General features: G+C 47.9%; 29 protein-coding genes and 2 tRNA genes. 3 read left to right on the top strand and 28 right to left on the bottom strand.

What is annotated here, in order from left to right; all coding sequences use genetic code 11:
- Positions 1 to 25: 25 nt before the first annotated feature.
- From V1224_03485 to V1224_03470, 4 genes are all read right to left on the bottom strand, one after another.
- Entirely contained in the window at positions 26 to 2,341 is a 2,316-nt protein-coding gene (locus V1224_03485; GenBank protein WWR16528.1) for a glycogen/starch/alpha-glucan phosphorylase, read from the bottom strand.
- Between the two features lie 80 nt (positions 2,342 to 2,421).
- Positions 2,422 to 3,651, bottom strand: coding sequence for a diphosphate--fructose-6-phosphate 1-phosphotransferase (locus V1224_03480; protein WWR16527.1), 1,230 nt, complete (start codon positions 3,649 to 3,651; stop codon positions 2,422 to 2,424).
- Between the two features lie 157 nt (positions 3,652 to 3,808).
- On the bottom strand, positions 3,809 to 4,762 hold the full coding sequence (locus V1224_03475; GenBank protein ID WWR16526.1) for a calcium/sodium antiporter: 954 nt from the start codon (positions 4,760 to 4,762) through the stop codon (positions 3,809 to 3,811).
- A gap of 38 nt (positions 4,763 to 4,800) precedes the next feature.
- Entirely contained in the window at positions 4,801 to 5,724 is a 924-nt protein-coding gene (locus tag V1224_03470; GenBank protein WWR16525.1) for a haloacid dehalogenase-like hydrolase, read from the bottom strand.
- Between the two features lie 175 nt (positions 5,725 to 5,899).
- Here V1224_03470 and V1224_03465 point away from each other — a divergent pair, with 175 nt between their 5' ends.
- Entirely contained in the window at positions 5,900 to 6,229 is a 330-nt protein-coding gene (locus V1224_03465) for a hypothetical protein (protein ID WWR16524.1), read from the top strand.
- Positions 6,230 to 6,269: 40 nt separating this feature from the next.
- Here the strand turns inward: V1224_03465 and V1224_03460 are convergent, their stop codons facing one another.
- From V1224_03460 to V1224_03345, 24 genes are all read right to left on the bottom strand, one after another.
- Entirely contained in the window at positions 6,270 to 6,800 is a 531-nt protein-coding gene (locus tag V1224_03460) for a GNAT family N-acetyltransferase (GenBank protein ID WWR16523.1), read from the bottom strand.
- A gap of 24 nt (positions 6,801 to 6,824) precedes the next feature.
- Positions 6,825 to 7,259 carry a DUF3795 domain-containing protein gene (locus V1224_03455; protein WWR16522.1) on the bottom strand — a complete coding sequence of 145 codons (435 nt, stop codon included), beginning with the start codon at positions 7,257 to 7,259 and terminating at the stop codon, positions 6,825 to 6,827.
- 103 nt (positions 7,260 to 7,362) lie between these two features.
- A tRNA-Leu gene (locus V1224_03450) sits at positions 7,363 to 7,442 on the bottom strand.
- 142 nt (positions 7,443 to 7,584) lie between these two features.
- Complete coding sequence (locus tag V1224_03445) at positions 7,585 to 8,946, bottom strand: MATE family efflux transporter (GenBank protein WWR16521.1); 1,362 nt, start codon at positions 8,944 to 8,946, stop codon at positions 7,585 to 7,587.
- Between the two features lie 12 nt (positions 8,947 to 8,958).
- Positions 8,959 to 9,150, bottom strand: coding sequence for a DUF6472 family protein (locus V1224_03440; GenBank protein ID WWR16520.1), 192 nt, complete (start codon positions 9,148 to 9,150; stop codon positions 8,959 to 8,961).
- A gap of 6 nt (positions 9,151 to 9,156) precedes the next feature.
- Positions 9,157 to 9,729: a hypothetical protein gene (locus V1224_03435; GenBank protein WWR16519.1), complete on the bottom strand. Its 573-nt coding sequence runs from the start codon at positions 9,727 to 9,729 to the stop codon at positions 9,157 to 9,159.
- A complete protein-coding gene (locus tag V1224_03430; protein ID WWR16518.1) occupies positions 9,713 to 10,330 on the bottom strand; it encodes a hypothetical protein in 618 nt (205 codons plus the stop codon). Before V1224_03430 ends, V1224_03435 begins: the two co-directional genes overlap by 17 nt.
- A 271-nt stretch (positions 10,331 to 10,601) precedes the next feature.
- A complete protein-coding gene (locus V1224_03425; protein ID WWR16517.1) occupies positions 10,602 to 11,363 on the bottom strand; it encodes an N-acetylmuramoyl-L-alanine amidase in 762 nt (253 codons plus the stop codon).
- On the bottom strand, positions 11,353 to 11,583 hold the full coding sequence (locus tag V1224_03420; protein WWR16516.1) for a hypothetical protein: 231 nt from the start codon (positions 11,581 to 11,583) through the stop codon (positions 11,353 to 11,355). Before V1224_03420 ends, V1224_03425 begins: the two co-directional genes overlap by 11 nt.
- Positions 11,584 to 12,612: 1,029 nt before the next feature.
- Positions 12,613 to 13,593, bottom strand: coding sequence for a site-specific tyrosine recombinase/integron integrase (xerA, locus tag V1224_03415; protein ID WWR17413.1), 981 nt, complete (start codon positions 13,591 to 13,593; stop codon positions 12,613 to 12,615).
- A 709-nt stretch (positions 13,594 to 14,302) separates the two neighbouring features.
- Positions 14,303 to 15,484 carry a hypothetical protein gene (locus tag V1224_03410; GenBank protein ID WWR16515.1) on the bottom strand — a complete coding sequence of 394 codons (1,182 nt, stop codon included), beginning with the start codon at positions 15,482 to 15,484 and terminating at the stop codon, positions 14,303 to 14,305.
- Positions 15,485 to 15,610: 126 nt separating this feature from the next.
- Positions 15,611 to 16,234, bottom strand: coding sequence for a putative phage tail protein (locus V1224_03405; protein WWR16514.1), 624 nt, complete (start codon positions 16,232 to 16,234; stop codon positions 15,611 to 15,613).
- Positions 16,218 to 17,429, bottom strand: coding sequence for a baseplate J/gp47 family protein (locus tag V1224_03400; protein ID WWR17412.1), 1,212 nt, complete (start codon positions 17,427 to 17,429; stop codon positions 16,218 to 16,220). The genes V1224_03405 and V1224_03400 overlap by 17 nt, the downstream gene beginning before the upstream one ends.
- Complete coding sequence (locus tag V1224_03395) at positions 17,429 to 17,833, bottom strand: DUF2634 domain-containing protein (GenBank protein ID WWR16513.1); 405 nt, start codon at positions 17,831 to 17,833, stop codon at positions 17,429 to 17,431. Before V1224_03395 ends, V1224_03400 begins: the two co-directional genes overlap by 1 nt.
- Entirely contained in the window at positions 17,830 to 18,234 is a 405-nt protein-coding gene (locus V1224_03390; protein WWR16512.1) for a DUF2577 domain-containing protein, read from the bottom strand. The genes V1224_03395 and V1224_03390 overlap by 4 nt, the downstream gene beginning before the upstream one ends.
- A complete protein-coding gene (locus tag V1224_03385) occupies positions 18,218 to 19,201 on the bottom strand; it encodes a hydrolase (protein ID WWR16511.1) in 984 nt (327 codons plus the stop codon). Before V1224_03385 ends, V1224_03390 begins: the two co-directional genes overlap by 17 nt.
- Positions 19,202 to 19,218: 17 nt before the next feature.
- Positions 19,219 to 19,893: a LysM peptidoglycan-binding domain-containing protein gene (locus V1224_03380; GenBank protein WWR16510.1), complete on the bottom strand. Its 675-nt coding sequence runs from the start codon at positions 19,891 to 19,893 to the stop codon at positions 19,219 to 19,221.
- Positions 19,890 to 22,043, bottom strand: coding sequence for a tape measure protein (locus V1224_03375; GenBank protein ID WWR16509.1), 2,154 nt, complete (start codon positions 22,041 to 22,043; stop codon positions 19,890 to 19,892). Before V1224_03375 ends, V1224_03380 begins: the two co-directional genes overlap by 4 nt.
- Before the next feature lie 201 nt (positions 22,044 to 22,244).
- Positions 22,245 to 22,676 (bottom strand): hypothetical protein, encoded by a 432-nt coding sequence (locus V1224_03370; GenBank protein ID WWR16508.1) that lies wholly within the window; start codon positions 22,674 to 22,676, stop codon positions 22,245 to 22,247.
- Positions 22,677 to 22,841: 165 nt separating this feature from the next.
- On the bottom strand, positions 22,842 to 23,315 hold the full coding sequence (locus tag V1224_03365) for a phage tail tube protein (protein ID WWR16507.1): 474 nt from the start codon (positions 23,313 to 23,315) through the stop codon (positions 22,842 to 22,844).
- A gap of 19 nt (positions 23,316 to 23,334) precedes the next feature.
- A complete protein-coding gene (locus tag V1224_03360; GenBank protein WWR16506.1) occupies positions 23,335 to 24,645 on the bottom strand; it encodes a phage tail sheath family protein in 1,311 nt (436 codons plus the stop codon).
- Positions 24,646 to 24,647: 2 nt separating this feature from the next.
- Positions 24,648 to 24,893 (bottom strand): hypothetical protein, encoded by a 246-nt coding sequence (locus tag V1224_03355; GenBank protein WWR16505.1) that lies wholly within the window; start codon positions 24,891 to 24,893, stop codon positions 24,648 to 24,650.
- Positions 24,890 to 25,498: a hypothetical protein gene (locus V1224_03350; protein WWR16504.1), complete on the bottom strand. Its 609-nt coding sequence runs from the start codon at positions 25,496 to 25,498 to the stop codon at positions 24,890 to 24,892. Before V1224_03350 ends, V1224_03355 begins: the two co-directional genes overlap by 4 nt.
- Positions 25,489 to 25,902, bottom strand: coding sequence for a hypothetical protein (locus tag V1224_03345; GenBank protein WWR16503.1), 414 nt, complete (start codon positions 25,900 to 25,902; stop codon positions 25,489 to 25,491). The genes V1224_03350 and V1224_03345 overlap by 10 nt, the downstream gene beginning before the upstream one ends.
- A 107-nt stretch (positions 25,903 to 26,009) precedes the next feature.
- On the opposite strand from V1224_03345, the gene V1224_03340 reads away from it, so the two are divergent.
- A tRNA-Val gene (locus tag V1224_03340) sits at positions 26,010 to 26,083 on the top strand.
- Between the two features lie 180 nt (positions 26,084 to 26,263).
- A complete protein-coding gene (locus V1224_03335) occupies positions 26,264 to 26,689 on the top strand; it encodes a helix-turn-helix transcriptional regulator (GenBank protein ID WWR16502.1) in 426 nt (141 codons plus the stop codon).
- Positions 26,690 to 26,724 lie beyond the last annotated feature (35 nt).

The raw sequence follows: 26,724 nt of genomic DNA, 5'->3' as shown, positions 1-26,724 counted from the left end.
TATTATTTTTCATGCAGACAGCGGCTCACACTTTTGTCAGCTTCCAGATGTCGCGGTTATACTGTGCGATTGTCCTGTCGGAAGAGAAGAATCCGGCTTTGGCAATATTGACCAGCATCATCTGTTTCCATTTCCGGCGGTTCTCATAGTCTTTCAGCGCCTGATCTTTGACTTTGATATAGTCCTCCAGATCGAGAAGTGTCATAAACCAGTCCTTGCCGAGCAGCTCTTTCGAAAGCCGCGTGAGATTCTCTTTATGTCCCACTGCAAGCGCCTGCTTCCCTGTGATAAAGTCCACAGCTTCCCGGATCACCGGACTCTTCTTGTAGTAGTCTTTTGACACATAATCTTTATTCTCATAATGGGAAATGACAGTATCGGACTTTTCTCCGAAAATATAAATATTGTCGTCTCCCACCAGTTCATGAATCTCCACATTGGCTCCGTCGTCGGTTCCCAGCGTCACCGCGCCGTTTAACATGAATTTCATATTTCCCGTACCCGACGCTTCCTTGGAAGCCAGAGAAATCTGCTCCGAAATGTCACAGGCCGGAATCAGTTTCTCCGCATAGCTGACATTATAGTTCTCCACCATCAGCACTTTCATATAAGGGCTGACCTGCGGGTCATTGTTGACAATATGCTGCAAGACGAGCAACAGGTGAATGATGTCCTGCGCAATCACATAGGCCGGAGCCGCCTTGGCGCCAAATAGGAAGGTGACAGGTGTCGCTGGCTTTTTACCTTTTTTAATCTCCAGATATTTATGAATGATATACAGCGCATTCATCTGCTGGCGTTTATATTCATGAAGACGTTTGATCTGAATATCAAAGATAGAATCCGCGTTCAGCTCTACCCCTTCCTTTTCCTTTACATAAGCAGCCAGCTCCTGTTTTTTCTGCTTTTTCACTGCTTCCAGACCATCGAGCACCTCATCGTTTTCCAGATAAGCGAGCAGTTTTTCCAGCCTGGAGGCATCTTTTTTATAGCACTCTCCGATCAGCCCGTCGATAAAAGCAGTCAGTTCCCGATTACAGGAGAGCAGCCATCTGCGGAAGGTGATACCATTTGTCTTATTGTTGAACTTCTCGGGATAAATATCATAAAACGGCTTCAGTTCCGTGTTCTTTAAAATATCCGTGTGGATGGCAGCCACACCGTTGACGCTGAATCCATAATGAATGTCGATATGCGCCATATGCACCTTCTCATCCTCATCGATGATCTGTACTTTCTCGTCTTTATATTTCGCCGCCACCCGTTTATCCAGCTCCTTGATGATCGGCACAAGCTGAGGCACGACTTTTTCCAGATACTCAAGCGGCCATTTCTCCAGCGCCTCCGCGAGGATCGTGTGATTCGTATACGCGCACGTCTTGGTCACAACCTCAATCGCCTCATCCATCGTAAAGGCTTTGTCATCCACAAGAATACGGATCAGTTCCGGTATGACCATCGTCGGATGGGTGTCATTGATCTGAATCACCGCATGTTCATCCATCTGGCGCAGATCATATTTGTTGATCTTCAGCTCACGCAAGATAAGCTGCGCCGCATTGCTGACCATAAAATATTGCTGATAGATACGCAGCAGATTGCCCGCCTCATCGGAATCATCGGGATATAAGAACAGCGTGAGGTTTTTCTCGATCTCTTCCTTGTCAAAATCAATCCCCTTTTTGACAAGACTTTCATCTACCGATTCTATGTCGAACAGGCGCAGCTTATTCACGCCGTTTTCATAGCCGACAACGTCGATGTCATACAACCGTGACGTCACTTTCCGTTCTCCAAAATAAACGTCAAACGTGACGTCTGTCTTTGTCAGCCAGGAATTTTTCTCAATCCAGTCATTCTTTTCCGCCGTCTGAAGGTTATCCCGAAACACCTGTTTGAACAGGCCGAAGTGATAGTTGAGACCAATGCCTTCCCCTGGCAGCCCCATCGACGCGATTGAATCCAGAAAGCAGGCGGCAAGACGGCCCAGACCACCGTTGCCGAGAGAAGGTTCCGGCTCCATTTCTTCGATTGCGGATAATTCCTTTCCGTTGGCTTTTAAGATCTCTTCCAGCTTGCCGTAAATCCCCAGGTTGATCAGGTTGTTGGACAACAGTCTGCCGATCAGAAATTCCGCAGAGATATAATAGATCTTCTTGTCACCCGATATTTCCGGTCTGGCCCTTAAAATCCCTTTACAGAGCTTTTGTATCGCATAGTATAATTCACTGTCACTGACTTCGCTTATGGACTTTCCATACATCTCCCGAACGATTCCGGAAAGTGTCTCTTCCAAATTCATCTGAATGACTTCCTGCTGCATTACCCGTTCCATCGGCATAGTGATTTCCTCCTTCTTGCTGCCTGTTCGTATAAAAAGAGGATGACTCAAAGAATCACCCTCTCCTGTACAGTTTATTATTATTTGCGTACCAGATGTCTCGGAGTTCCGTTTACAAACAACGGCTGTAATTCTCCCATAATTAAAGGTCTAGCATATTTTACATAATTTTCATTCAACCCGCATCCGTCTTCTGTGATCCATTCATCCGGAACGGCTCTCTCAACATTGGCGATCGCATGAATATCATATGCGCTTGTACCGCACTGATAAGGATCATCACCGTTTCTGTCGAGCGTGATCATCATGCCGGTCTTGCCTTCCTCGGCTGCGAGCACTGCATCATGACCAACCTGGAATGCCTCATTGATGTCTGTCAGAGATGCCAGATGGGTAGCTGCACGCTGCAGTGTTGAGAACTCGATCGCTCTTGTCTTCAGTCCTGTCTCTGCTGCAATCGCCTGTGCCAGATATGCGGCTGTACCGGACATCTGCTTATGTCCGAACGCATCCACTGCCACATTCGCATTTGCAAGCTCGCAGACATAACGTCCGTCAGCAATCTTTACACCCTCGGATACCGCGATCACAACGGAAGATTTGCTGGCTGCCAGGTCTTTCACCTTTGCCATGAAAGCGTCCATGTCAAATGTCTTCTCCGGCAGATAAATCGCGTCAACCCCTTCACAGTCGGCACCCTTTGCCAGAGCTGCGGCTGCGGTAAGCCAGCCTGCATTGCGGCCCATGATCTCCACGATACATACGGTAGGTTTCTCAACACCGAAGGAAGCATTGTCACGAATGATCTCCTTGATCGATGTCGCAATATATTTCGCTGCCGAGCCATAGCCGGGGCAGTGATCCGTGATCGGCAGATCATTGTCGATTGTCTTGGGAACGCCCATGAAGCGCTGCGGTTTGTTGTGAGCAGCCGCATAATCAGACAGCATCTTTACCGTATCCATGGAATCATTTCCGCCTGCATAGAACAGGCACTCAATGTCATGCTTCTCCATGATCTCGAATACTTTCTCATAAACATCCTCATGACCCTCGATCTTGGGCATTTTAAATCTGCAGGACCCGAGAAACGCCGACGGTGTTCTCTTTAACAGCTCGATGCCTGACTCATCGCTCAGATACTCATCCAGGTCACACAGATTGTCTGCCAAAAATCCCTGAATCCCGTGAACCATACCATACACTTTTTTCACGCCGATCTTCTTGGCAGCCGCATATACACCTGCAACCGAAGAGTTGATAACTGCGGTAGGTCCGCCGGACTGTCCAACAACAATATTTCCTTTCATGACTCATTCTCCTTCTTATACTATTACTATGTTTATCATCTCGTGAGGATGCACGCCTTCTGCCTGCGAAAACCTGCCGCCACACCATTCGCAAGTCGATTATAACAGAAAAAAAATGGCAATACAAGGGCATGTCTCCAAAATTACCGGCGCCTTTTTATAATAAATACCACAGGTAGCCGCCATAGCACAGCAGCATAACAATACCTCCGGCCCGGCTCAGTGTTCTGCGCTTCACGGCCAGAAGCCATAAGAGAAGAGAAGCGCCCACCAGCACAAGGCTGTCCGGCAGAAAGCCGTCCGCGTAGGCTACCGGTGTGATCAGAGCCGTCGTGCCCGCCACGAACAGGACATTCAGAATATTACTGCCTATGATATTGCCAAAGGCAATATCTGCATTTCCTTTCAGTCCTGCGGTCACACTTGTGACCAGTTCCGGCAGAGAAGTCCCAAGCGCCACAATCGTCAGACCGATCACTCTCTCATCCACACCGAGCGCCTGCGCGATCGCCGTGGCGCTGTCTACCGTCAGATCACTGCCCCAGATGATGACAGCCAGCCCGCCTGCTGTCATCGCCAGCAGCAGGCCCAGGTTTTTACTGCTCCTGCCTGTCTCTTCGGTTTCCGCATCTCCGCTTCTGGCCAGTCTGAAAAGGTACCCAAGAAACAGCAGCAGGCCCATCCAGAGAATCACCCCGTCCACAAACCCGACGACGCCGTCCCAGAGTCCGAGTACAGCCAGAAGAGCCGAGACGATAATGGCATAAGGCATTTCAAAATGAGCCGTAGACTCTTTCACATGCAGGGGAACGATTACCGTTGTCAGACCGAGGATAACCAGAATATTTAAAATATTACTGCCGAGTACGTTGCCAATCGTGATCCCCGCATTTCCCTGAAAGGCTGCCGTCAGACTGACCGCCGTTTCCGGCGCACTTGTCCCCATCGCCACGACCGTCAGACCGATCACGAGCTGTGGAATCCCAAATTTTGACGCGGCCCCCGCCGCTCCGTCTACAAAAAAGTCCGCACCTTTCACAAGAAGTGCAAAACCCAGCACAAGCTGGCAGATCTGTAGGAACAGTTCCATCGTTTCCCCATCCTGTATCATTATTTTTCACGAGTCCCGATACCCGAAGCCGCTTCCGTTTATCGCCCGATCGATGCTGCCATACGGTGATATGTGTGGCGGACACCGCGAATGGCGACTCCATAAGTCTGAATATTTTCCGGCAGAGACATACCGGCATACCCTGCATCGCCCAGATGGTGAATATCTGTCCCTGTCATCTTGCACATCAGCGCGAGCTCTCTGATCGTGGCCGTATCCGCTCCCTCCTGGGAAGTGCCGATCGCTGTGATCGTCAGCGCTCCCAGCTTATGGGCACACGATACAAGCTCCCTCACATACTCCACCGTAATCCCGGGCACTGTCCCCGGAGCAGGGAATAACAAAATGTCCGCACCGGCGCTGCGAAACCGCTTAACGTCGTCTTTCGTCATAATGTTTTCCGCAGCTTCTTCCAGAATTCCGGCAGCATGCATCTTTCCTGCTGCCAATACGACTTTGTCACCCAGATTCTTTTTATACAGCCGCAGCGTCTTCTCAATCGCTTCATTGCTCACGCCCATACCCGGATTGCCGGTCAGCAATATCATATCCACTCCCATCCTGCAAGCGAGTTCTGCATTTTCCAGAGTCGCGCGCCTGCCTTCCGACATTTGCCAGAGTGGGTCGGTCTCCCCCTCTTCTCCTGGATCCACCGGTTCCAGATTGATACCGATCGGACGCCCCGTCAGCCGCTTCAACATTTTCACCGTGTCGTTCGGCAGCGTTTTCGGCATACCCTGGATCTCAGGATTTTTCACATCAAACATATTCAGCAGCACAATATCCGCCCCCATCGCCGAGACAAACTCCGCGTTCGTCACATCGCCAAGCATTGGCCGGATGGTGCCGATCGTTTCACAGGCAAGCACACGCCCTTCACTTTTGACGACAGACTCCAGCAAATCTTCCCTCGTGAACCTGACAAGGTCCGAGGCATAACAGTCCAATAACCTTTTTGCCATACGATACTTTCCTCCTTCTGTAAACAGACATACCCGTAGTTACCTGTCTTTAGTATAACCCAAATACCTGCGTCAAGTCCTGGAGTCAGTTGATTTATGAAAACTTTTATGATATTTTTTAATCAGCGCTAAGCAACAGCCGCCCGCAATTTTATATTGAAAGGAAAAACCAGCAATGAATACTGCCAGCATGATTTGTTTTGTCATTTATTTTATTGTAGCATTGTTACTGATCGGGATTGGCATCTCACAATACAGGAGTAAGACGCCTGTCACTTTCTACTCGGGTGAAAAACCCTTTGATGAAAAAGAATTATCTGACGTCCCTGCATGGAATAAACGGCATGGTATGATGTGGATCGCATATGGCGCCATGGTTATGATCTCCTATGCCGCGGGAGCCGGGACCGGGTCGGACTTCGCATGGCTTGTCATCCCGCCACTCGGCGGAATCATCGCCATGATCTGGTATCATCACAGACTAATCAGAATTTACAAACGATAGAGAGGAGGCCACGGACAAGAAGCGGCCATTTGCCGGGATCTCACACCCGCTTTTCCAGCAGTACGAGGCGGACCTTTTCCATGCCGTTAAACGTGCAGGGCAGAATATCAATTTCCTGATACCCTGATTTTTTGTAAAATCTGCGTGCGCTGCCATTTCGCTCATTGGTATCAATCCGCAGATAATGGCAGCCATTTTGCAGGGCATATGTTTCATAAAATTCTGCAAACGCCCTGCCAAGCCCGCAGCCTTTCACATCCGGGTCTATGGCAAGCGTGTGCATAACCATAACCTGTTCCGCCGGTACATTGTATTGCCAGCGCGCCTTTTCATATATATCGACCTGCGTCTTGTTTAAGACCGCCGTTCCGACTATACTGCCATTGCTTTCCTCGACAAACAGATCGCCTCTTTCTATGGCGGCTTGCGCTGTGGCTCTTTGTGGATAGATTCCCCGTTTCCATCCTACACTCGCCCGGCCATTTTCCTCTTCGGCAATAATCTTCTCATAGATTGCCGCCACCCCATCAACATCTGCACGTGTTGCTTTCCGAATAGATACCTCAGCCATATCATTCCCTCTTCACAAGATCGTTCAATTCCAGCGCTGAAACGCTACAAGCTCTGCATCCGCGCCGGCCTCCCCATATTCCGAGACCATGAGATAATTCTCATCAGCAGCAATCCCATAACACCTGTCGCTGCCTTTTTTATGTAACTGATTTCCCAGATAAATTTTGTTATCATTCCAAAACTTTGCCGTCTGTCCGCCAGGCAAACGGCAGGTGATGTTGATAAAAGCGCCATTGAGCGCATGGAGATCCGTCACTTCTTCCATATCCCGGATATTCAGACCGTTAAATGCCGCGATCAGTTTTTCTTTAAATTCGTTTAACGCATCTTCTCCTTTTTGACAGCAGACTGCAACTATACACTTTTCCCCAAAGGGCTGCCCGCCCGTTGCCAGGCATCCACTGCACTTCCCGCTGAAAGCACATTGCTCACAGTCGGCTCCACAAATTGATTTCATCCCATCACCTCTCTGATTTTTCTCATCTGTTCCTGCCAGTGTATACAAAGCGACGGGATCATAAACAGATGCCGTCGCTTTTGCGCTTACATGATAAACCTGATGCGGATAACAGGACTTGAACCTGCACGGTCTCCCACCAGAACCTAAATCTGGCGCGTCTGCCAATTCCGCCATATCCGCAAAACGCATACCGCCATGATACAAAGTATTCCGCATCACACGGTATGCTCTTAAGATTATATATAAACTGCCTCCCGCCTGTCAAGATAAACCGGAGTTTTTTCACCCCTGCTTTCTCTCCCGACCGGCCTCCCTGTTTCTTCTAATTCAGCTTACTGATGATCTGCCGGTAGATACGGATCAGGAATACGGTCGACATGACCAGCGAAGCCAGCTCTGCGATCGGAAACGCCCACCATACATAGTTTACATTTCCCAGCTTGGACAACAGAAAAGCTGCCGGCAGCAGTACGACAAGCTGCCTCGCTACAGAGACAATCAGGCTGTACATGCCATTGCCCAGCGCCTGAAATACACTGCCGCACACGATACAATAACCGGCGACAACGAAACTGACGCTGATAATCCGCAGTGCCGGGACCCCAAGGTGAAGCATCGTCTCCGAAGCCTCAAACATCTGTAAAAGACCCGCAGGAAACACATGGAAAACTACAGTTCCCACCGCCATGATCACGACTGCATAGACAGTACTGTACCATATCGTCTGTACGACACGCTTTTTGTTGTCGGCCCCGTAATTATAGGCGATGATGGGGATCATCCCATTGTTCAGTCCGAACACAGGCATGAAGATAAAGCTCTGCAGTTTAAAGTATACGCCCAGCACTGCCGTAGCCGTCGAAGTAAACGCCATCAGGATCTGATTCATGCCATAGATCATGACCGAAGCAATCGACTGCATGATAATAGAGGGAATGCCAACTTTATAAATCTGTCCTATCGTTTTCCTGCTTGGCCGGAAGCCTTTCCATTTGATCTCTACTTCATGGTTCACTTTCTGATTGATCATAACTGCCAATATTGCGGCAATGATCTGACCGGCCACAGTTGCGGCCGCAGCACCTGCCACTCCCATACGCGGAAACCCATAACGCCCAAAGATCAGGATCGGATCTAAAATAATATTAATCACCGCCCCGGTCCCCTGAATGATCATCGTATAAAATGTCTTCCCGGTAGACTGGAGCAGCCGCTCCATCGTCACCTGTAAAAACACACCGAACGAAAGGCAGCAGCACAGCCTGCCATACTGAATTCCATATTCCACGATCTGCATATTGGAAGTTTGACTGCGATAAAAAATGCCAACGCCAAAGATACCGATCATCAATGTCACAAAGTAGCTGACAAATGCCAGGAAAACTGCGTTTGCCGCTACTTTATTGACTTTGTCGAAGTTCTTCTCTCCCAGCGATTTCGAAAGCAGCGCATTAATACCCACACCGGTACCCACCGCCACGGCAATCATCAGATTTTGAATCGGAAATGCAAGTGATACCGCCGTCAGTGCATTCTCGTTGATCCGGGACACAAAGATACTGTCCACCACATTGTAAAGCGCCTGCACCAGCATCGATACCATCATCGGCAGTGACATATTCAAAAGCAATTTATTGACAGGCATCACGCCCATCTTATTCTCCACAGGCTTCGTCTGCTCCATTGTATCTTCCTCCTACATCTGTTTTCTCACAATCGCATATTCGTCTCCAAAGCGATAATACGGACAGGAAAAATGTCTCTCTGTCAGGAAGTGTGCCATCTCGTCCTCATCCAGATCAATCTGACAGAGACAGCACTCATATTCTTCGTCATATTCATAATGCAGACAGCTCTCACAGCTGCTCTGTGTTTTCGCTTTTCTCATCGGTTCTCATTCTCCTTCTTGCAGCTGACTGCCTGACCGGTATCCATCTCGAATCCATTTTGCCAGAGCAGTATAGGCGACAATAAGCGCTGTGATAAAACTGAAACGCATGGAGTGCCACCATGACGGCTCAGCATCCGCCATATAGAGAATCCAGCCCAGAACAGGAACGACAGCTCCCACCGTCAGTCCCCAGTAAACACTGTAGCTGATCATTGCCAGTTTACTTTTCCAGTTGCCGGAAAACCGATACAGACACCAGTATGGTTTATAATCATCCCCATAAAACAGACGCATATAATAGTCGAACCAGCTCCTGGCCGGAATCTTCACATGTTCATAGCGGCAGAAATCCCATGCCATCCATGCGATACATAAAAAGCCGATCAGGTTTGCCGTAAACAATGCGCCCCAGCCCAAACCAAACCGTGAAACCAGTATATTGGCCTCCAGCCCAAGATCCGGCGTATTGATATATGTCACAAGCCCATCTGTCAGATGAATGCACAGATTGATCAAAGACAGCCACACCCAGCGGTATTGCGATCTTTTTCCTTTTCTCTCAGACGCTTCTGTCACCGAAGTTCTCCTCGTTTTCTGATGATCTTTCCGGCAATATAGCCCCGACGGTTTCCCCTGTCTTTAGAAAGTAATAGCCACATCCCGGTATTCCATTCAGCAATAGTTTTCTGCCAATCTCTCTCATACGGCTGTTCAGCCTGTGATACATCAGCCTGTCCTCCCACGGAATCCCTGCAATGTATTCCCGCTCTCTTTTATTCAGACATGACAGCCTGTCCGAAAACATGTTCTGCTCTGATGCCGTCCCTTCATTTCGCCTCCACATACCAAAAGGACAGGAAACATAACAGTAATCCGCTCCGTTTGCTTTGATTTTCTGATACAGATCGTTGTCTGCCTTCACAGTATCCGAAATCCGCAGTGTAACATTCCGCAGATCCGCTCCCTGTGGCAGTTCACGCAAAAGCAATCCTGTCTCCAGCATATACCGATAGACAGTCTTTCGCACCCGTTCCCGCGGTGTAGGATAAGAGAGTGCTTCCATCATCTGGTCCACGGAATATCCCAGATCTGTCAGATGTCTGATGGCGCCGCCACTGGCCGCATCATACATAAAATCTGACAATGCCTCCTCAAAATAAGAATGACGCCCGTTCATATATCCCTCCTGGCATTTCTCTCTTCTTATCGTATCTCTCTTATCTCTTTACATAAATAAAAATACCATTTCCGTATACGTCGTATCCCAGAATGGCATCGCTTGTTTCTGCATGTCCTTAGATCATACACTATATAGTGCTATAATTCGCAGAAAATGTCAATCACTTTTTCAAAGCCTTACTTTCTGTGCCATTGGAATCAGTCATATATGTACACAAGCAGTATAGCTGACATTCCTCTGTAAAACATACCAACGTTCCGGAACCTGCTCACGCATTTACGATCATGGCATGAAACCCGGCAGCTTTTAATTCATTGCAATACCTCTCTGCGTTTTCCTTTACAAAAAATGCGCCTTTCTGCTCCACGATCTGCACACGATAGAGTTTACTCCCATCCCCAACTGCCGTTTCCGCATCCGTCGCAGACGCCTCTTTATCTTCTGTTACCTCTTCCTGATCTGCCACTCTCTTTCCGGTAATACCGTAAACGATCGCAGACGCCATCTTCTGACAGTCATATAACTGTACATCATCCCGGTCATCCACAAAACAACATTCGACCAGCATCGCCGGTGCCTTCGTCTTGTTCAAAAAATAGAGTTCCTTCCTCAATTTCACTCCAGCTTCCGGAGATGTCGTGTCAGAACGCCGCCTGTAGCCAAGTGCAGAAATTGCATCAGCCACCGATTTTGCATATTTTTGTGCGGCATTTCCCTTTTTATAAATGAGAACTTCAGTCCCTGACGTTGTTCCATTCCCCTCGGAATCCTTTGCACCCGAGTTAAAATGAATGGATACGTCCAAGTCGACCGTATGTGCATTGCACGCGTTTACAATTTTGGTCAGCACATTTGCCTGACTTCTCCCATTTTCACAGGTACAGTCATACACCGTATGCCCTAACCGCCGCAACTGATAGACCGTCTCGTCCTTCACCCTTCTTGCTTCCGTGGACTCCCGAATGAAGCCCACTGCCCCACAAGCTGTTTTTCCGTCCGGATTATGACCGGCATGTACATTAATCACCATAATATTTTGCTCCTTCCTGTGTTTCAATATTGGCTAAATCTGTCATTCCTTCTCCGATAATATATGCAATCAGAGTGCCGCCTGACATAATAAGCGCTGTCACCTGAACAGCCGTATCATCTGATACATTGAGCATAGCCATGAGCGGAGTTGCAAAGCCCACAATGGCCGCCCAGAACTTCCTGCTCGTCAACTTCCGTTTCCAATCAATTCTTTTCATAATATCCTTCTGCCTCCATTTCTGTTATAATTACTTTTCCCTCACTGTCCGCCAGTAAACCGGCACCTCTCCCCGGTCACTGTATCAGCGACATGATTCGGTAACAGTTCCTAATATGATTCGTTTACTGCTTCACCTGAAGAGACAATCTCTGTTTTTGCAAGATTTTCTTATGCAGGCTACCCACATAATTCATCTGCTGTTTTCCTGGCGTGAACGCATACAAGTTACATACCGCCCCCCTTTCATAAATCTCTGTATTAAAAAAAGACCCGAGAAGGTCTTATTTTACAGCGCATAAGATCGGTCCCCAATGTTTGTTTGGAAACCCATCTTGTGGATCGTAAGATAAATTGCTATTTATCTCATTACCTGCCATATTGTTGTTTCTTCTGACAGGATATGATAAGATTTTTGTGTTACCGCTCCCTAAACTGGTACGGGAAGGGGGTGTCTGTATGGAAGTACTCGCTTCTTTTTTAGTCGCTGTCACGGCTGGTGTGGTTTGCCACTACATCATCAAATGGTTAGACAGCGGAAAATGACCGGTAACTAACCTGTGGAGCTAAGCCCTTCCACCCCAAAACAGGGAATAGAAAAACCCCGATGCTGCAACACCGGGGTTTTTCGTTTTTCCGTCCTGCATGGACTACTCGCTTCTTTTTGCCTATACATACCATATCACGTATGCACGGCTAAATCAAGTATATGCAGTAGCAATTCTTTTATCCCTCACCTGCATTTATGAGTACAACTGTATGACAGCGATTTTCATTTATAACAACTTTCTACGGCTATTCCAAATACACGTTTCCTTCCATCAAGTACCGAAGCATATTTATCCACCAGTCCTGTTGTTCATGCTCCGTTCTGTCTTTGTTCCCATTGCAGTTTTTCTTTTTCGCAGTCTCCCAGCAATGCTTTATCGTTTTTCAATCCCATATTTTCCCTCTTCCTCCTTCTTTTTAACGACAAAAAGACCTGTCACCCGGCAGGCCTGCTTGATTGCTTTCCATTTTCTCTACATATTTACGCTGACATAAATTTCCTGTGGGAATGCCGTACGTTCTCTTTATTTATTTGACAGTAGATCATCGTCGTGTCCAGCTTTACATGTCCTAAAACGTCCCGCACCTCTTCCACTGGCATCCCCTTGTTCAATATATTCGTTGCCATTGTCCTACGGAACCGGTGCGGATGCACCTTTTCGATCCCTGTCTGTCTCCCCAGCCTGCGCAGTATCTCTTCCACGCCTGCTACCGTCAGTCTTCTGTGTGGACTCTTTAATCCCACAAATAACGCTTCGTTATCATCGGTGCGGGAATCCAGATATTCTTTTAAGTGCATACAGGACGCTGCTGTCAGATAGGTTTCCCTCTCCTTTGCCCCTTTTCCATAGACGACTACATCCATACTGTCAAAATTGATGTCCTGTCTGTTCAGGGCTGTCAGCTCTGACACCCTCACCCCGGTACTGTATAAGAACTCAATCAGGGCCAGGTCTCTCTCAAGCCTGCACTTCCTGCGAAGCTTTTCCAATTCTATGTCCGACAGCGGCTTTTTGATTCGCTTTTCAGTCTTGATCGGATCAAGTCCCGCCGCCGGATTCCTGCTTATGTACCCTTTGTTGTTCAACCAACCGAAGAATGAGCTGAAGACAAGCCTGATATTATCCAGATAAGCCCCGGAAACGTTTCTCTGCCTCTTGTACATCTCAATATACAAAAACAAGTTCGCTTCCGTGATCTCCTGTACCGGCTTATTCAAGCACCGTAACAACCGCCGCAGGTGCAGACTGTACTGCCGGATTGTCTTTTCCGACCGTCCCTCTACACGTTTCCTGATCAGGAACGCGCCAAGTTCTTCCTCCCAGCTCTTGTCTATAGGCTGCACCTCCGTACTCTTTTTGCTGATCTCGTAATCGGAAAGCACAAAATACAGAGCATTTTTCAGTTCCTCCATCCCTTTCCCTTCCATCCATACGAGTACCTTTGCAATGATCTTCTCCACCAACTCTGTGTTCCTCCTTTTTTCAATCTATTATAACAAAAGAAACACTTTTTCTGCCCACCATTAGATAAATAGCAAGTTACCGTACATAAATACAAATATAGAGCTTGCTGCTCTTAGAAATGGACAAGTATATATAGCTGAATGGAATTGCTGTATCGTTGGCTTGTTGAATTTAAAAACAGATACATATACGACTGAGTTAATTGATGGAACCATTGTTGGGAGACATTCTGCACCTAATTCCAATATATATATGTATCCGTCTTCTACCCTTTGAAAAAAGGCCAGTCTATAATTATAAGATGTGAACGAAACGGGGTTATTGAAGAACCGCACGAATATCTAGTAAAAGCATATGGATTAGTTTAATCAAGCCTAACAATCCAACCATATGTCATGTAGCATTATGATGGTTTTTGATATAGTATTAACACAGTCACATTAACATCAACTATAGAATCAGCAGTATTGTGCATGGATAACTGTATATTGTTATCACGTATTTCCATACGGGTTATGGTAATCCATGATGACCACAGTCTGCTAACTGCCCATCACACTATACCTAATGGGTTATCCTTGCATCACAATGTAAGGTTTTACATCGAAATAATCCGAGAAAGCTGCTATGTTTCCATTAACAATTATTTGCTCATGAACACAGATTCTCATTTTGAGAAGCACTCACAGAGGTTTATTGAGCATATCAATCTAATTGTAGCATAAGGCAGCCCGCCCCTGTTAAATTATCATTACCATAGTCTTTACTAAAACTAATGGAACCGGAAGTAGCAGTTACATAGACTGCAAGCATTGATGTCGGCGGTTGTTGATTTCTGTATATTTCTACAAAATTTCCTCCATTTCCGGACCAGTTTCCGTTAGCCCAGCCTGACATTTCATATTTATTTACTGCTGCATATGTTATCAAGTAATGTTTTCCGGTGGTAACACCCTGACTGAAGGAACATTGACGTCCATGTTTAGAGAATCTTATTGTATTGGGTTGTCTTATTGTAACAATATTTCGAATATTATTTGCCATCGTGGCAAACGATGTGTCCGCTGCCGTACTGACACCTTTAGCGCTGATGGCAGCGGCAACGGCTGTTTTGCCATCAGCTACAGATTTTTTTAACGCATCTATCTTGCTATTTATCTCACTATCTGCCGCTTTCAATCCGTCAATCTCATCCTTCAACACTTTCCCCTGCCGACCGTCCAGGACTGTCCCTTCCTCTGTCGTCACACAGTCGTTTACCACGCTGGCAAAAGCACCTGATTTCAGATCCGAGAACCATTTCCTGATCTTCCCCAGCATCGTCCCCAGTGTCTCCCGGGACTGTATATTCTCCCGCTCTGCGTCCTCTACATCATCAAAGCGTATCTCGACACTGCCCAGATTCTCCCGCAGCTCCCGGATGTTCCCGATGGTCGCTGTCGCTGCCGCATTCACTTCCAGAGAAATATGCTCCGCATTTCCCACGGTCGCAATCAGTTTGACATAGGCGCCGGATACCGTGACCCCATTATAAGCAGGCATGTAACAGTTCCCCGATACCTCCGTTGTCACAGCATAGAGGATTTCTCCTTCGTCCGGGTCAATCGCATACAGTCCCAGAGACCGCATGTAATATCCTGCTGTCAGTTCCAGATTGTTGAAAGAAGTCTCTATTTTTACAGCTACCTCGTTTGTTCTCATAATACTTGAGATCAGACTTGTCTGCTCTACATTGGCAAGTTCTGTCAGACCCTCTGTCTGTTCCGGTTCATATGCTGTACTTGATGTTACTATTTTAGTAAACTCAACATTGCCGGTTCCGGCAATCACTTTTGCGATCAATGCCTGCCCTTTTCCGGTCATCATCAGTTTTGAAAATTCTGCCATACTTTTCCTCCTTATCCTGATTAAAGTGTCAAAAAGGAGCCAGGAACAATACCTTTTGACACCTCAGTTTTATTCTTATAATAAACGGCTGCAGACCAGATTCCCCTGCTCCGCAACCGCTCTCTGTCAGTGATCGATAACGATCATATCTACCGTATTAATGAAGCTCCCTCCATACAAAGCCCTGCCCTCTACCGTAACCGTTTCCTGGCTATCGTTTGTGATCAGATAGCATTCCGCAAATTCAAGTCCTCCTGCAAACGAGACACAGCCTTCCACCTGTGCGGCAATCGTATTGCGAATAACCACAGTCAGGTTACAGGGGATCATCTCTCTGAGCATCCGTTCCAGCTCTTCGACCTGTCCATACAGTTCCAGGCTCACTTCCAGCTCCAGCCGGTACTGCAAATACTTTTTGAGCAAAGCAAAATTGTGCGTACCGCATATCGTTACCAGCTTCTCAATAAACATCCTCTCGGTATATGGCAAAGTCCTGAACCAGCGTGCCTGTACTCTCGCCCTTCGTGACGCAAGCGTATCCTTTGCAGACGGATAAATGTGCAGCATTTTTTCAAAACGCCAGATCCCATATTCATCCGCCGTCTCAATAAAGGCATTGCGTAAGGTCTGATCCGCGGCATTCCAGATCATGGAAAACTCCGGATTTTCCGCTTCCAGCGCCGCGTGAATCTGCTTATATTCCTTCATAAAGGGAGGCAGATAGGATACAAGATCAACTTCTCTTATCATCCGTGACACCTCCGTAAACAGGAATTTCATTTGCCGCTAACGTCAGATTATCTTCTGCTCCATTGATCGATGTATTTTTAATATCCACGATTCCGGAAATATTCAGAATCCGCGATTCAATCTGACTGATCCTCACGACCAGATATGGCCGTTCAGACCATTCCTTTCGCAAATCAAGCAGATAGCCGGAGATGGCCGCGTCAATCGCAGCCTGCAAATGGTCCCATTCGTATCCGACCTCAAGCGTAATTTCCGTATTCACATTGACTGTGACCGGCTCTGCGCTTTTTACTGTCACCATATGACCAATCGGGGCGAGGCCATAGCCATCTCCGGCATGTTCCTCCGGATCGATCGCAGCCTGCACGGTCCTGATCAGCGTATCTGATGCCGGCCCATATTCCGAGTCCGTGATCGTCAGAAGGACCGTACCACCTGTCGTCAGTTTCTTTTCTGCCGCCGCTGTATAGACCGCAGAGAGCCATGCCGCACTCTCTTCTTCCATCGTGTCGATGACGCTCTCATACCAGGCCGTTACGTTCCCGGACGGAATCATATCGGAGGGAGAGACGTCCCCATTCCAGACTCGTGTAACTTTCGTCCTGCCAACTCCGGGGACCGCATTCGTCTTTTCCATGTAGTCTGCAACGTTTCCACCAAACGCCTTTTCCTCAAACGATGCAAAGTATCTCTGCCGCAGATCTTCCGTATCTTCTTCTTCCTCGCCGGGGATCAGGACCTGTGTCAGCTCCGCCGTCTCCAGCCCTGTGATATAGTCGATCGGCGTCATCATTCCCAGATACTGATTGCCGATCTCCCCTGCCGTTTCGCATTGTACCTGATACGTTCCCTCTCCGATCCTTTCCGTGACCGTATAATTAATGCGGCCAATGTTAAACCGCTTCCCTGTCACATCTGCTTCTGCCGGTGTAAACTCACCTTGCAGCACTGCCCGGGTCGCCGGATAGGGAAACAGTCCTCTCTCCTTACAACGTAAAATCAAAAATTCTCTGGAAGCGGTATCTCCATATGCTTCCCGCAGGATCGAATCGAGTTCCAGATACAGAATTTGCAGCTCGATCGCTGTCGGGGAATGGGTGTCCCAGATGACAGATCCTTCCCGCTTGTCAAGTTTATCAGACACACGACTCAGCATACGTTTGAGAATCGTTTCATACGTGACCGATTCATACATCAAAAATTCACCTCTCTTTCCGCCATTACATCTCCAAAGACAGAATGTACCGTAAATGCCACATGAACAACGCCTTTGCGCGGCAGATCGAACGTAAAGTGATCGACACTCTCAATCCTGTCATCACAGAGCAGCGCCTCCGTGATCCGGCGTTTCAATTCCGGACATACATAGGTCACCGGTTCCCCGATCAGATCCAAAAGCTCAATCCCATAATTCCACGAGTACATAAGATACTGATAGCGCTCTGTCATGATAATCTTATAAACCGCCTGTTTCACCGCTTCCAGCCCATCGGCGCGGCCAAGCACATCTCCGGCTTCCATCTGCATCCTGTAAGTCATGTCCGGCTGTCTGATGATCTTAAAATCCTGATCCGGATTCCCAACTACTGCCGGAATCATAGGCTGCCTCCTATCCGGTCGGCTACAATAAATTTCTGACCTTCCTGCTGTCTGAGCATAACGACTTTATCACCTGCCTTGAGTCCGTTATGGACCGTGATCTGTTTCACCCCCGTGATTCGGTGGCTGTGAGGCGGCACAGACTCGCCGCCTTCCTCCGCCATTGCTTCTTTTTCCGTCTCCTGATCCACGCTGATCGTCGTCGTAAAATCGGTCACATTCCTCGTCAGGATAAGCTGCTTCTCCCCAAGCAGCAGTTTCTGTTCCACCCGGATCTTCAAAGGAATCCTTGAAATCACCTCTCCATAACAGATATTGACCGGTTTGGCGGCGTCCTGCGCTTCCAGAGCCGCCCTTTTGATCTTTTCTATAATTCCATTTGCATCAGACAACAAATCCACCTCCTCTAAGTGTCAGATCCATCCAATGCTCACCTTCTTTATATGTATGTTTACAGCTTTCCACCAACATAAAATTTCTCACCTCAACATCACCCAGATCCAGGTTGACGGCAATCAGGCTGCCTGCCCTCACACGATTATCGCCAAGTACCTTCGACAGCTTCAGGTTCCGTGTCTTTTTATTATATAATTTCAGAAGAGCCGCCGCCTTCTCCTGACCATTCTCTCCTTTTTTAAATGTGTCGAAATATTGCAGAATGCCCCACTGTCTCATCGTTTCCGGATCATGTTCCGTACATATTTCCCGCTTACCTGTATTTTCATCTTCACAGGACAGCTTGATCTTGTTATAGGTGTTGTCATCGATCGATGAAGTGTATTCAAAATTCTCACCTGTTTCCGCATTCAGCAGCAGGCAGTTCCCCATGCCGTCTCCTACCGTCATTGAAGATAACCGTTTCAGGGTCAGCTTTCCGAAATCATCATACAGGACAAACAGTTCACCCGTATTCTTCATCGTGATGTCAAGCGCCTTTTGAATCATATCAAAAAGGGGAATGTTATCTTCGACTCCCGATTCGATGACATAGCCCGTCGGTTCCAAATCCCCGACCTGCAGGGAATAGTCTGCCGCGATCTGTCGTACAAGCTGGTCCGCCGTCTGTTCCTCATAGACGATAATATCCTTGTTTTTCAGATACCGTAACTGATCGTAGGCAGTGACCGTGATGATCCGCGACTTGTCTCTCTGCTGTTTGAAAACATAACCGTAAAAAATATTATAATCACCTTCTCTGAGCGTCACCAGACTCCCTTCCGAAAAGTCAAGTACATCGTCCGGCAAGACTTGAAACGTCAGTTTCCCCGGTGAGCCCTGCCGCTCCGTCGTCCATTCGATCCCTTCTTCCACTGCCGGAAGATATGCCTTCGTCCCTGATTGGTTTCTTATGAGAAGTTCGAGATTCATTCAATCACCTGCCTTTCTTAAAGCGCCGGGATCGACAGCACCTGACCCGGATAGATCCGATTCGGATTACCGCCGACCACTTCTCTGTTTGCATCATAAATGACCGTATATTTAGCGCCGTTTCCATAAAATTTTCTGGCAATGTTCCAGAGACAGTCTCCTTTTCTGACTTCATACGACTGCGCTGTCGGCGCGTTGTCTGTCTCCCTCTGTTCCTCGACAGACCCCTGCGTCCCGTCTTCGCTGACATACACTGTTTTCGCCCCATAATCCTTCCACTGCTTCAGGCTGATCTTTACATTCAGATCAAAGCCGTCTTTTGCGTCTTCACTGATTCTATAGTCTTCCAGCGATACCCTGATATTGGTGTCAAACAGTGTACTGCCCTGCGGCATCCTCCGGCAGACGATGAACTGAAACGGTTTGCAGCTTGTTTTCAGCGCCTCAAAATAATCGAGAAAATAATTCGCATCCTGAAAGCCGGCCGGATAGACGGCAAATGGATACTGCACCTGCGGAATCGCACATTCAAATTCAATCTCCGTCAGCCCTGCCTGCCTGAGTATGTTGATCTCTCCTTCATCAATCAAAGTAACCGTCTCATTGGCATTGTTGATCTGTACTGTCAGTTTGGAGGGAGTGACCGGTAACAGACACCGCCCCAGATAAAAATCATAGCCGCTTTTCATCATACATACACCCCTTCCGCCATCATGTCGATCGCTTCACCAAGAGCAGCGTCCAGACGGGAGACAACCCCATCCAGGTCCATGCCTCTTTTGATCGTATTGTTATTCGTCTGCTGAATGGTAATCTCCGCGGTTGTAAATTGATTGATCGCTTCCTGCTCCGCAATGTCCCGCAGATACCCCAGGTCTTCCTTGCTCATCTCCACAGAGTCGGCCATCGCTCCGGTATTGCCGGCAATCTCATCGACACCGCCTGCGATATTCCCCGTTTCTCCTCCAAAGCCGCCAGGCCAATCCTCTCCGTATCCGTCGAATCCTTCGTTTCCATATCCGCCATATCCGTTTCCCCCGTCTGCCGTGAAAAAAGAAGTCGGATCAGACATGTCAGGCAAGATGTTATCGATCCTTTCTGCAAAGCCGTCTCCAACCGCGCTCCCATCTCTGTATGCCTCCTCTGCCCATCCATGCTCAAAGGCATCAAAAGTCGACATCCCTGCATCAAAGGCCTCCGAAATGTCTTTATATTCCCATTTGTCGCTCTCTGCCGTTCTCGCCTTTTCCTCATACTCGTCCGCCGCATTGCTGATCATGGAAAAATCAAATTCCACAAATGGCAGTTTATTTAATCCGATGCATATCCTTTCGATCACTTTCAGCGCCGTTGCCAGCAGATCATACCACCATGCCTTCACGGAACAGATCGCATTATGGAAGGCCGCCATGATATTGAACGCAAGTGCACCTATTGCACTTCCAATGCCAAGAGCAATGTTGGCGACCATAAGTCCGAAGTTTATAACAGCCTGAATTGCCACGTTCACCCAGCCGCAGAGCACCCCGAACACACTCTGTGCAATGTGACCCACTCCGGAAAAATTTTGTGCCAAAGCAATGATCCCTGCAATCAAAGCTCCGATGAGTAATACAATCTGTATCAGCGGACACGACAAAAGAACAAAATTGAAAGCTGCCTGCGCGATACTTGCAATCAGCACAGCCGCATGATAAGCCAGAATAGCCGCTGCAACTCCGGCAATGACCGGTACAATCTGATCCCAGTGTTCGATCACAAGTTCTGCAATTCCAGCTATGAATTCGAACCCCCTGACCATGATGCCAATGAGTATCACCATCCCCTGCACGATACCGTTCACAAGCGTCTGAAAGCCTTCGCTGTTTGCGATCTCACTGAGCCGCTGCAGGATCGGCTGAAATGCCTGCGAAGCGGTATTACGGATGGAAGTCCCGATCTGACTGAATGTCATCGGCATATTGGCAAACCGGGCGTTCGTCTCGTCCGCTGACGCAAACATGGCCGCCTTCATAATCTCAGCCGTTATGACACCCTCCGCCGCCATACTTTTCAGTTCTTCTTCGGGGACGCCCATATAGTCGGCGATCGACTGGAGGATGTTCGGTGCCTTAGCTAAAATGCTGTTATACTGCTCGCCGCTGAGGACGCCGTCACTCATCGCCTGCGTGATCTGCTGCATGGCTTCCCCTGTGTCCGTAGCTCCCAGATTGGCAAGTGCAAATTGCTTATTGATCTGTTCCACAAAACCTATCATCTCTCTGTTGCCGGAAAAGGCGCCCCCTGCCATCGTTCCCATCTGCGTCACGGTATCTGCGGTCTCCTGATAGGCATTCCTTGACCGCTGCGCGGACTGGTAGACCATATTCTGTAATTCCTGCGTTGTCTGCATACCATCGTTTACCATATCCAGCCGGGCAGTCGCCGCCGTCAGATCATCTGAAAGTTTGAAAGCCATTTCCAGATGATCCATCGTCGCATACTTCTTAATAAACCCCATAAACGCCTGCTTCAACTTTTCCGCTTTGCTCATTCCTTCTTCCACTTTTTGGTTGAGCTCCTCCTGCACTTTCACATTTGCATCAATGTTTTGTTCCGTACTTTCTATCGTCCGGGACAACTGCTGCCACGACTGGTTGAGCACATTTATGTTTGTGACAGCGACATTCATGCTTGTCTGTTGCACAGAAAGAATCTGGTTTGATACCGCATTGGCCATACTGCCAGCGGCAGACGGTATCTGTTCTATGGCGGAAGCAAACAGATCCACCGCACTGACCGCTCGGATCAGTGCGTCCGCAAAATTGTCCGCCCATACGGCCGCACTGCTGTTTTCTGACATTTCATCACCTTCTTTTCCTTCCCTTATCTGCTTTTCGCTTCATTTCTCTCTCCCTCTCTCTATCGCTGTTAATCTTTACTTTAATTGAAGCCGCCACAAAGGCTTTTTCCTGTTCCTCCAGTCCGAGAATGACCGACGGCAGGATGTGTAATTTCAGAAGGGCATAGTAGGCAAGATTCGCCTCCCAATCCCCTTCCTCGATCAGTTTTTTGCCTCTTCCACCTTATCGTTGAAGGAAACATTAAATCCCTGAAAACTCTGCATAAAAGCGGCCAATTCATTGTATTCACCCGGATCATCGACCATGGCGAGCAATAAGTCCTCCGGTGTCTTCACATCGTAGGAGTCCTGCAGATCCGCGTCATAGAGATCCGGATATACAACGGACGCCACGATCATCTTCTGAATATATTTGCCTGTCTGCACCCGCGGCCGATACATATTCGGTTTCCCTGTAACCGGTACTTCGACCGTACAGGCATCCCGAAGTTCTTCATTATCTTTGGACGTGATATGCCGGAATTCCCATTCCAGAGGCTTTCCATTTTCGTCACATAAGGACCTTGTCGGCGCATACCTTTCATTTTGTTTCTCCGCTTTATTGGCTTTCATAAACCTGCTGAATTTTGACATCTTCTTCTCCTCTCTCTGCCACCGTATGGCAGTGGCTACCTGTTACACTCTTCCTGTTCCAGTTCATACCTCTGCGCCTGTTCCGTGATCGCAGAGGGTAAAATAAGATCCCGCTTACAAATCATGTAAGCGGGACCGTTCATCTGCAAGCGCGCATTCTTCCTGTCAGAACCCTTCCAGTTCCTTAAATTTCTCCGGCATATCCCAGCTTTCGAATGTCCCGGAAAGTTCCTCGTCCATGATCTCCTCTCCTGCCTGGAATTTTGACAGGATAAAGCTGTCGCACAGGCAGTTTCTGTGAATGATCGTCTGTCTGCCCGCCGCACTTGTCGGGTCCTCATTGCTCACCTGGATCTCAAAATACGGCATCACGCCCGTCTTCTGATATATATCCGCCATTTCCCGCAGGCAGGACTGGTTGTAATGCGCCGTACCGCTCCAGCTGCCCTTACCGCCGGCTGCCTTATGTCCCATGCCCACTTTGCCAAGAATCGGCACATCAATAACATTGACCTCCCATTTGCTCTCAAAGTCGGTCATACTCATAAAATTATAGCGCCGCCCATTTATCGTCATATAGCATTCCGCAAGTCCGCCATATACGGCGTCCCTGGCATTCATAATCGCATTGTTTCCCATTGTTTCTTTTTCCTCCCCTCTATCCAACTGTCACTGTCATATATAATTTGCTCATCGCATTGACGACCGTGACCAGATCGGTAACCTGAACTGCCTTCTTCGTACTTCCCTCTTCCACAATGACATCAGCGTCCGAAAAGTTTTCGATCGCCCGGATCTGCTCGAGCTGACGGTGGTGAGAGACTATATCTGCCCACAATGAAACGCGGCCAGCCGCATCATTCGGAACAACGCCAAGATACTTCGTGTTAAACAGTACGGCAATGTCATTGCCGATCTGATCGATCACGCGGATCGTCTGGTTCTCCTGAAAAATGTCGCCCTGTGTATCGGAAGTCGTAACCATCGTATTAATATCTTCCAGCACACGGACATCGCTTCCAACAAGATGGAACATGAATTTACCGGCACCGGCCGCCGCCTTTAACTGACTCTGTGTATAGGGAGTATCTACCGTAAAGTTACCGTCATACTTCCTGTTCTGATTACTCTTGTTGACTGCGCAGCCGGCGCTGGCGCCTGTCACCCAATACACAAGACTGGCTTCGCTCCACCCTTCATCCAGTACTTGATTGCCGATACTGATCACACCCATATGATCGGCCTTTGCATAATCATAAAGTACAAGCTGGAACTTCACACCCATCTCATCGCGCATCCGCTTCACAAAGGAAGCAAACAGCGCCTTCGTAATTTCATCTGTCACTGCCACGCCCATCGTATGGAACGTATACGCCTCAATCCGATCCAGATATGCCTGATATGCCGCTCCGTTCACTTCCCCGTTTGTCCCGCCGGTCAGCGGAATGGCTGCTGCCGCTGTCAAAACGGCGCCTGATTTCCAGCTCACATATTTGTTTGCCGTCAGCCCGGCCGCATCGGAAACTGTCTGTACATCGACGACAACCGCATCCAGCAGGGTCTTCACGTCAAACATACTTTCATCATCTGCATTCACCTGCACTGTAATCTTCAGATCATTGCCGCGTACACCGCTGTGCAGCGCTTCCGCCAGATCATTCCCTGCCTTCTTGCCCTCACCGTTCAGACGGTAACCGTAGAGCGTCTGCACGTTCAAAAACAGATCCCGCAGTCCTTTCAGCTTATCGTCCGTATACTCATAGCCAAACAGTTCCATGCTGTTTTTCTGGAAATCCGCATTGGTCACGGTAAACACTTCTCCACAAACGCCCCAGTCAAGCTCCAGCGGCATTGTCGCGATTCCCCTCTCGGAGAGCGCCGCGTTTGCCGCCGCCTTTGAAACAAAATTCATATAAGTACCCGGCAGTTCCTTATTCTGTGCGATAAACGTACCTCCACCTAAAGCCATTCTTATTTCACCTTTCCTTTCCTGTAATCCTCGATTTTTTCTTCCACGGTTTTTACCGTATAAGTTTCTCTCTCGTCGAGAAGGGCCTCTGCAATATCCCTTCTGTCCCGAAAACGTCCGGAAGAAAGGAGCTGTTCTTTGGAAAATCTGTGTTCTGTTTTCCCGGCCCCTTTCTGCCCGTCACTCTTTGCACTGCCTTTTGCAGCCTTTTGCGGACACTTTCTTTCTTCCGCAGTCTTGCCTGTCATGTTCTCACCTGTCCTTTCGCCATTGTTTCGGAAGAGACTTCCTCCATAATCGGAACCGGTTCCGGTACTTTGCGGACAACCATATCATAGTTCACATAAAAATGCAGAATACCGTCAACTACTTCACATCTCATCTTCGTACCTCTCACAGGTTCTCCGCTTACGCGCAGCCATGTGAGACAGGAAAAAAGCTGCTCTGCCACCGCATAACATTCTTCCCTTTTCTTCCCTTCCTCCTGTGGAAAGTACTGGATGCAAAACTGGTTTTCCCGCAGATACCGGTTCCCCGGAAACAGTCTGCCCGCAGAACCTGTAGCGGATATAAAAAAGCAAGGTCTTTCCAGGCCCTGCTCTCTCTCTTCTTTACAGATGTTATATCCGTCCCCAAATTCCCCGTTCAAAGAACTGCCGATCGCCTCCATGATCGAATTTATCGTTCCGGTCGCCTCCTTTCTTTCGTAATCTAACTGTGCCTTCCGGCATCCCGATCCTGTATGAAAGCAAATCAGCCACCGGACTCGAAATCCCTGTGGCTGATCTTTCACAATGCCATAATAACACAGATTATACTGCATTAAAATGAACACTTGTCCTTTTAAATACATTTCTGAAACTCTTCCAAACCGTGGCCGTGGATCTTGTACACGTTCCTCACGGAGAAATCAAGATCAGCGGCAATGTCCTCAAATTTCTCATATAACACATACCGTTTATATAATACCTTGATCTGATCGACGTCATACAGATTATGAATCTGCCCGATGATCCTGTCCTTGAGCGCCACATAATCGTCAATCCGCTTCTCGATCTCTGTCTCAAGATCGATGATTTTCGCGACACTTTTTTCATACCCTGCCCCGGCCAGGCGGCTTGTCTGCACCCTATCCCTTGTATAGTCCAGGCTGTTTATGCTTGTCAGTTTTGACCGTAGATCAGCATTTTCCTGTCTTCTCTGTCTGATGATCACCTCTGCCTTATGTAGCTGCTGTAAATATTCTTTTGCCGTCATAAATAACACCCTTCCTTTCCCCTGTCAGATCGTCATTCACAAAATACTCTCTTTCGTTGAGAATTCTTATTGCATTTCTGTTCGCAAATGCTTATAATAATACATATGGAAGCATAGCTCAGCCGGGATGAGCGTTCGCCTCACACGCGAGAGGTCATGGGTTCGAGCCCCATTGCTTCCATTTTTTATACCTGAAAACCTCCCTTCTTTTTATTTTGCAGTCAATAGTCGCATAAATGCGACTTGTTGGATGTATTTTATCGTACATTCGTTCTCATGTCAATACAGAATCGCATTTTTGCATTTTTAGTTGCATTTTTGCACTATTTATGTTATAGTTTACCTACAAGGAGGGAGTCATATGTCTGTTACGGGAAAAAGAATGAAGGAACGACGCACACAACTGGGAATCAGTGCGGATACACTGGCGAAACATATCGGCGTATCCAGATCTACCATATTCAGATATGAAAACGGCGAAATCGCCAAGATACCGGTCAGCCATCTCGCTAACATCGCAGAATTATTGCAGACATCGGAGCGGTTTTTGATGGGAACAACGAATGAGCCAGACACCATTGTCTCTGACAACCCCTCATTTCTGCTAAACTGCTATGAAATGCTCAATGATACCGGCAAACGGGAAGCCCAAAAACGGGTGGAAGAACTGACCCATATTCCCCTCTACTCTCTCAACATAAAAGCCGCCCACAACGATTATGCGGCAGATCCGGATGAGCAGAAGAAGATGCGTGAAGATCTTGCCAATCTTAAAAAACCGGAGTAAAACATATTTGAATTTATGACAGGAACGGAGTGATT

The organism is Lachnospiraceae bacterium JLR.KK008, from assembly GCA_037015955.1.
Lineage (GTDB): Bacteria > Bacillota > Clostridia > Lachnospirales > Lachnospiraceae > VSOB01.
Note: the sequence above shows the minus strand (reverse complement) of the source record. Positions and strands in the feature narration are given on the sequence as shown.

Bases quoted from the DNA above. Each gene is read 5' to 3' on its own strand.
- V1224_03485 (WWR16528.1), bottom strand. From the start codon at position 2,341: ATGCCGATGGAACGGGTAATGCAGCAGGAAGTCATTCAGATGAATTTG.
- V1224_03480 (WWR16527.1), bottom strand. From the start codon at position 3,651: ATGAAAGGAAATATTGTTGTTGGACAGTCCGGCGGACCTACCGCAGTT.
- V1224_03475 (WWR16526.1), bottom strand. From the start codon at position 4,762: ATGATACAGGATGGGGAAACGATGGAACTGTTCCTACAGATCTGCCAG.
- V1224_03470 (WWR16525.1), bottom strand. From the start codon at position 5,724: ATGGCAAAAAGGTTATTGGACTGTTATGCCTCGGACCTTGTCAGGTTC.
- V1224_03465 (WWR16524.1), top strand. From the start codon at position 5,900: ATGAATACTGCCAGCATGATTTGTTTTGTCATTTATTTTATTGTAGCA.
- V1224_03460 (WWR16523.1), bottom strand. From the start codon at position 6,800: ATGGCTGAGGTATCTATTCGGAAAGCAACACGTGCAGATGTTGATGGG.
- V1224_03455 (WWR16522.1), bottom strand. From the start codon at position 7,259: ATGAAATCAATTTGTGGAGCCGACTGTGAGCAATGTGCTTTCAGCGGG.
- V1224_03445 (WWR16521.1), bottom strand. From the start codon at position 8,946: ATGGAGCAGACGAAGCCTGTGGAGAATAAGATGGGCGTGATGCCTGTC.
- V1224_03440 (WWR16520.1), bottom strand. From the start codon at position 9,150: ATGAGAAAAGCGAAAACACAGAGCAGCTGTGAGAGCTGTCTGCATTAT.
- V1224_03430 (WWR16518.1), bottom strand. From the start codon at position 10,330: ATGAACGGGCGTCATTCTTATTTTGAGGAGGCATTGTCAGATTTTATG.
- V1224_03425 (WWR16517.1), bottom strand. From the start codon at position 11,363: ATGGTGATTAATGTACATGCCGGTCATAATCCGGACGGAAAAACAGCT.
- V1224_03420 (WWR16516.1), bottom strand. From the start codon at position 11,583: ATGAAAAGAATTGATTGGAAACGGAAGTTGACGAGCAGGAAGTTCTGG.
- V1224_03410 (WWR16515.1), bottom strand. From the start codon at position 15,484: ATGGCAGAATTTTCAAAACTGATGATGACCGGAAAAGGGCAGGCATTG.
- V1224_03405 (WWR16514.1), bottom strand. From the start codon at position 16,234: ATGATAAGAGAAGTTGATCTTGTATCCTATCTGCCTCCCTTTATGAAG.
- V1224_03400 (WWR17412.1), bottom strand. From the start codon at position 17,429: ATGTATGAATCGGTCACGTATGAAACGATTCTCAAACGTATGCTGAGT.
- V1224_03395 (WWR16513.1), bottom strand. From the start codon at position 17,833: ATGATTCCGGCAGTAGTTGGGAATCCGGATCAGGATTTTAAGATCATC.
- V1224_03385 (WWR16511.1), bottom strand. From the start codon at position 19,201: ATGAATCTCGAACTTCTCATAAGAAACCAATCAGGGACGAAGGCATAT.
- V1224_03380 (WWR16510.1), bottom strand. From the start codon at position 19,893: ATGATGAAAAGCGGCTATGATTTTTATCTGGGGCGGTGTCTGTTACCG.
- V1224_03375 (WWR16509.1), bottom strand. From the start codon at position 22,043: ATGTCAGAAAACAGCAGTGCGGCCGTATGGGCGGACAATTTTGCGGAC.
- V1224_03370 (WWR16508.1), bottom strand. From the start codon at position 22,676: ATGTCAAAATTCAGCAGGTTTATGAAAGCCAATAAAGCGGAGAAACAA.
- V1224_03365 (WWR16507.1), bottom strand. From the start codon at position 23,315: ATGGGAAACAATGCGATTATGAATGCCAGGGACGCCGTATATGGCGGA.
- V1224_03360 (WWR16506.1), bottom strand. From the start codon at position 24,645: ATGGCTTTAGGTGGAGGTACGTTTATCGCACAGAATAAGGAACTGCCG.
- V1224_03355 (WWR16505.1), bottom strand. From the start codon at position 24,893: ATGACAGGCAAGACTGCGGAAGAAAGAAAGTGTCCGCAAAAGGCTGCA.
- V1224_03350 (WWR16504.1), bottom strand. From the start codon at position 25,498: ATGTATTTAAAAGGACAAGTGTTCATTTTAATGCAGTATAATCTGTGT.
- V1224_03345 (WWR16503.1), bottom strand. From the start codon at position 25,902: ATGACGGCAAAAGAATATTTACAGCAGCTACATAAGGCAGAGGTGATC.
- V1224_03335 (WWR16502.1), top strand. From the start codon at position 26,264: ATGTCTGTTACGGGAAAAAGAATGAAGGAACGACGCACACAACTGGGA.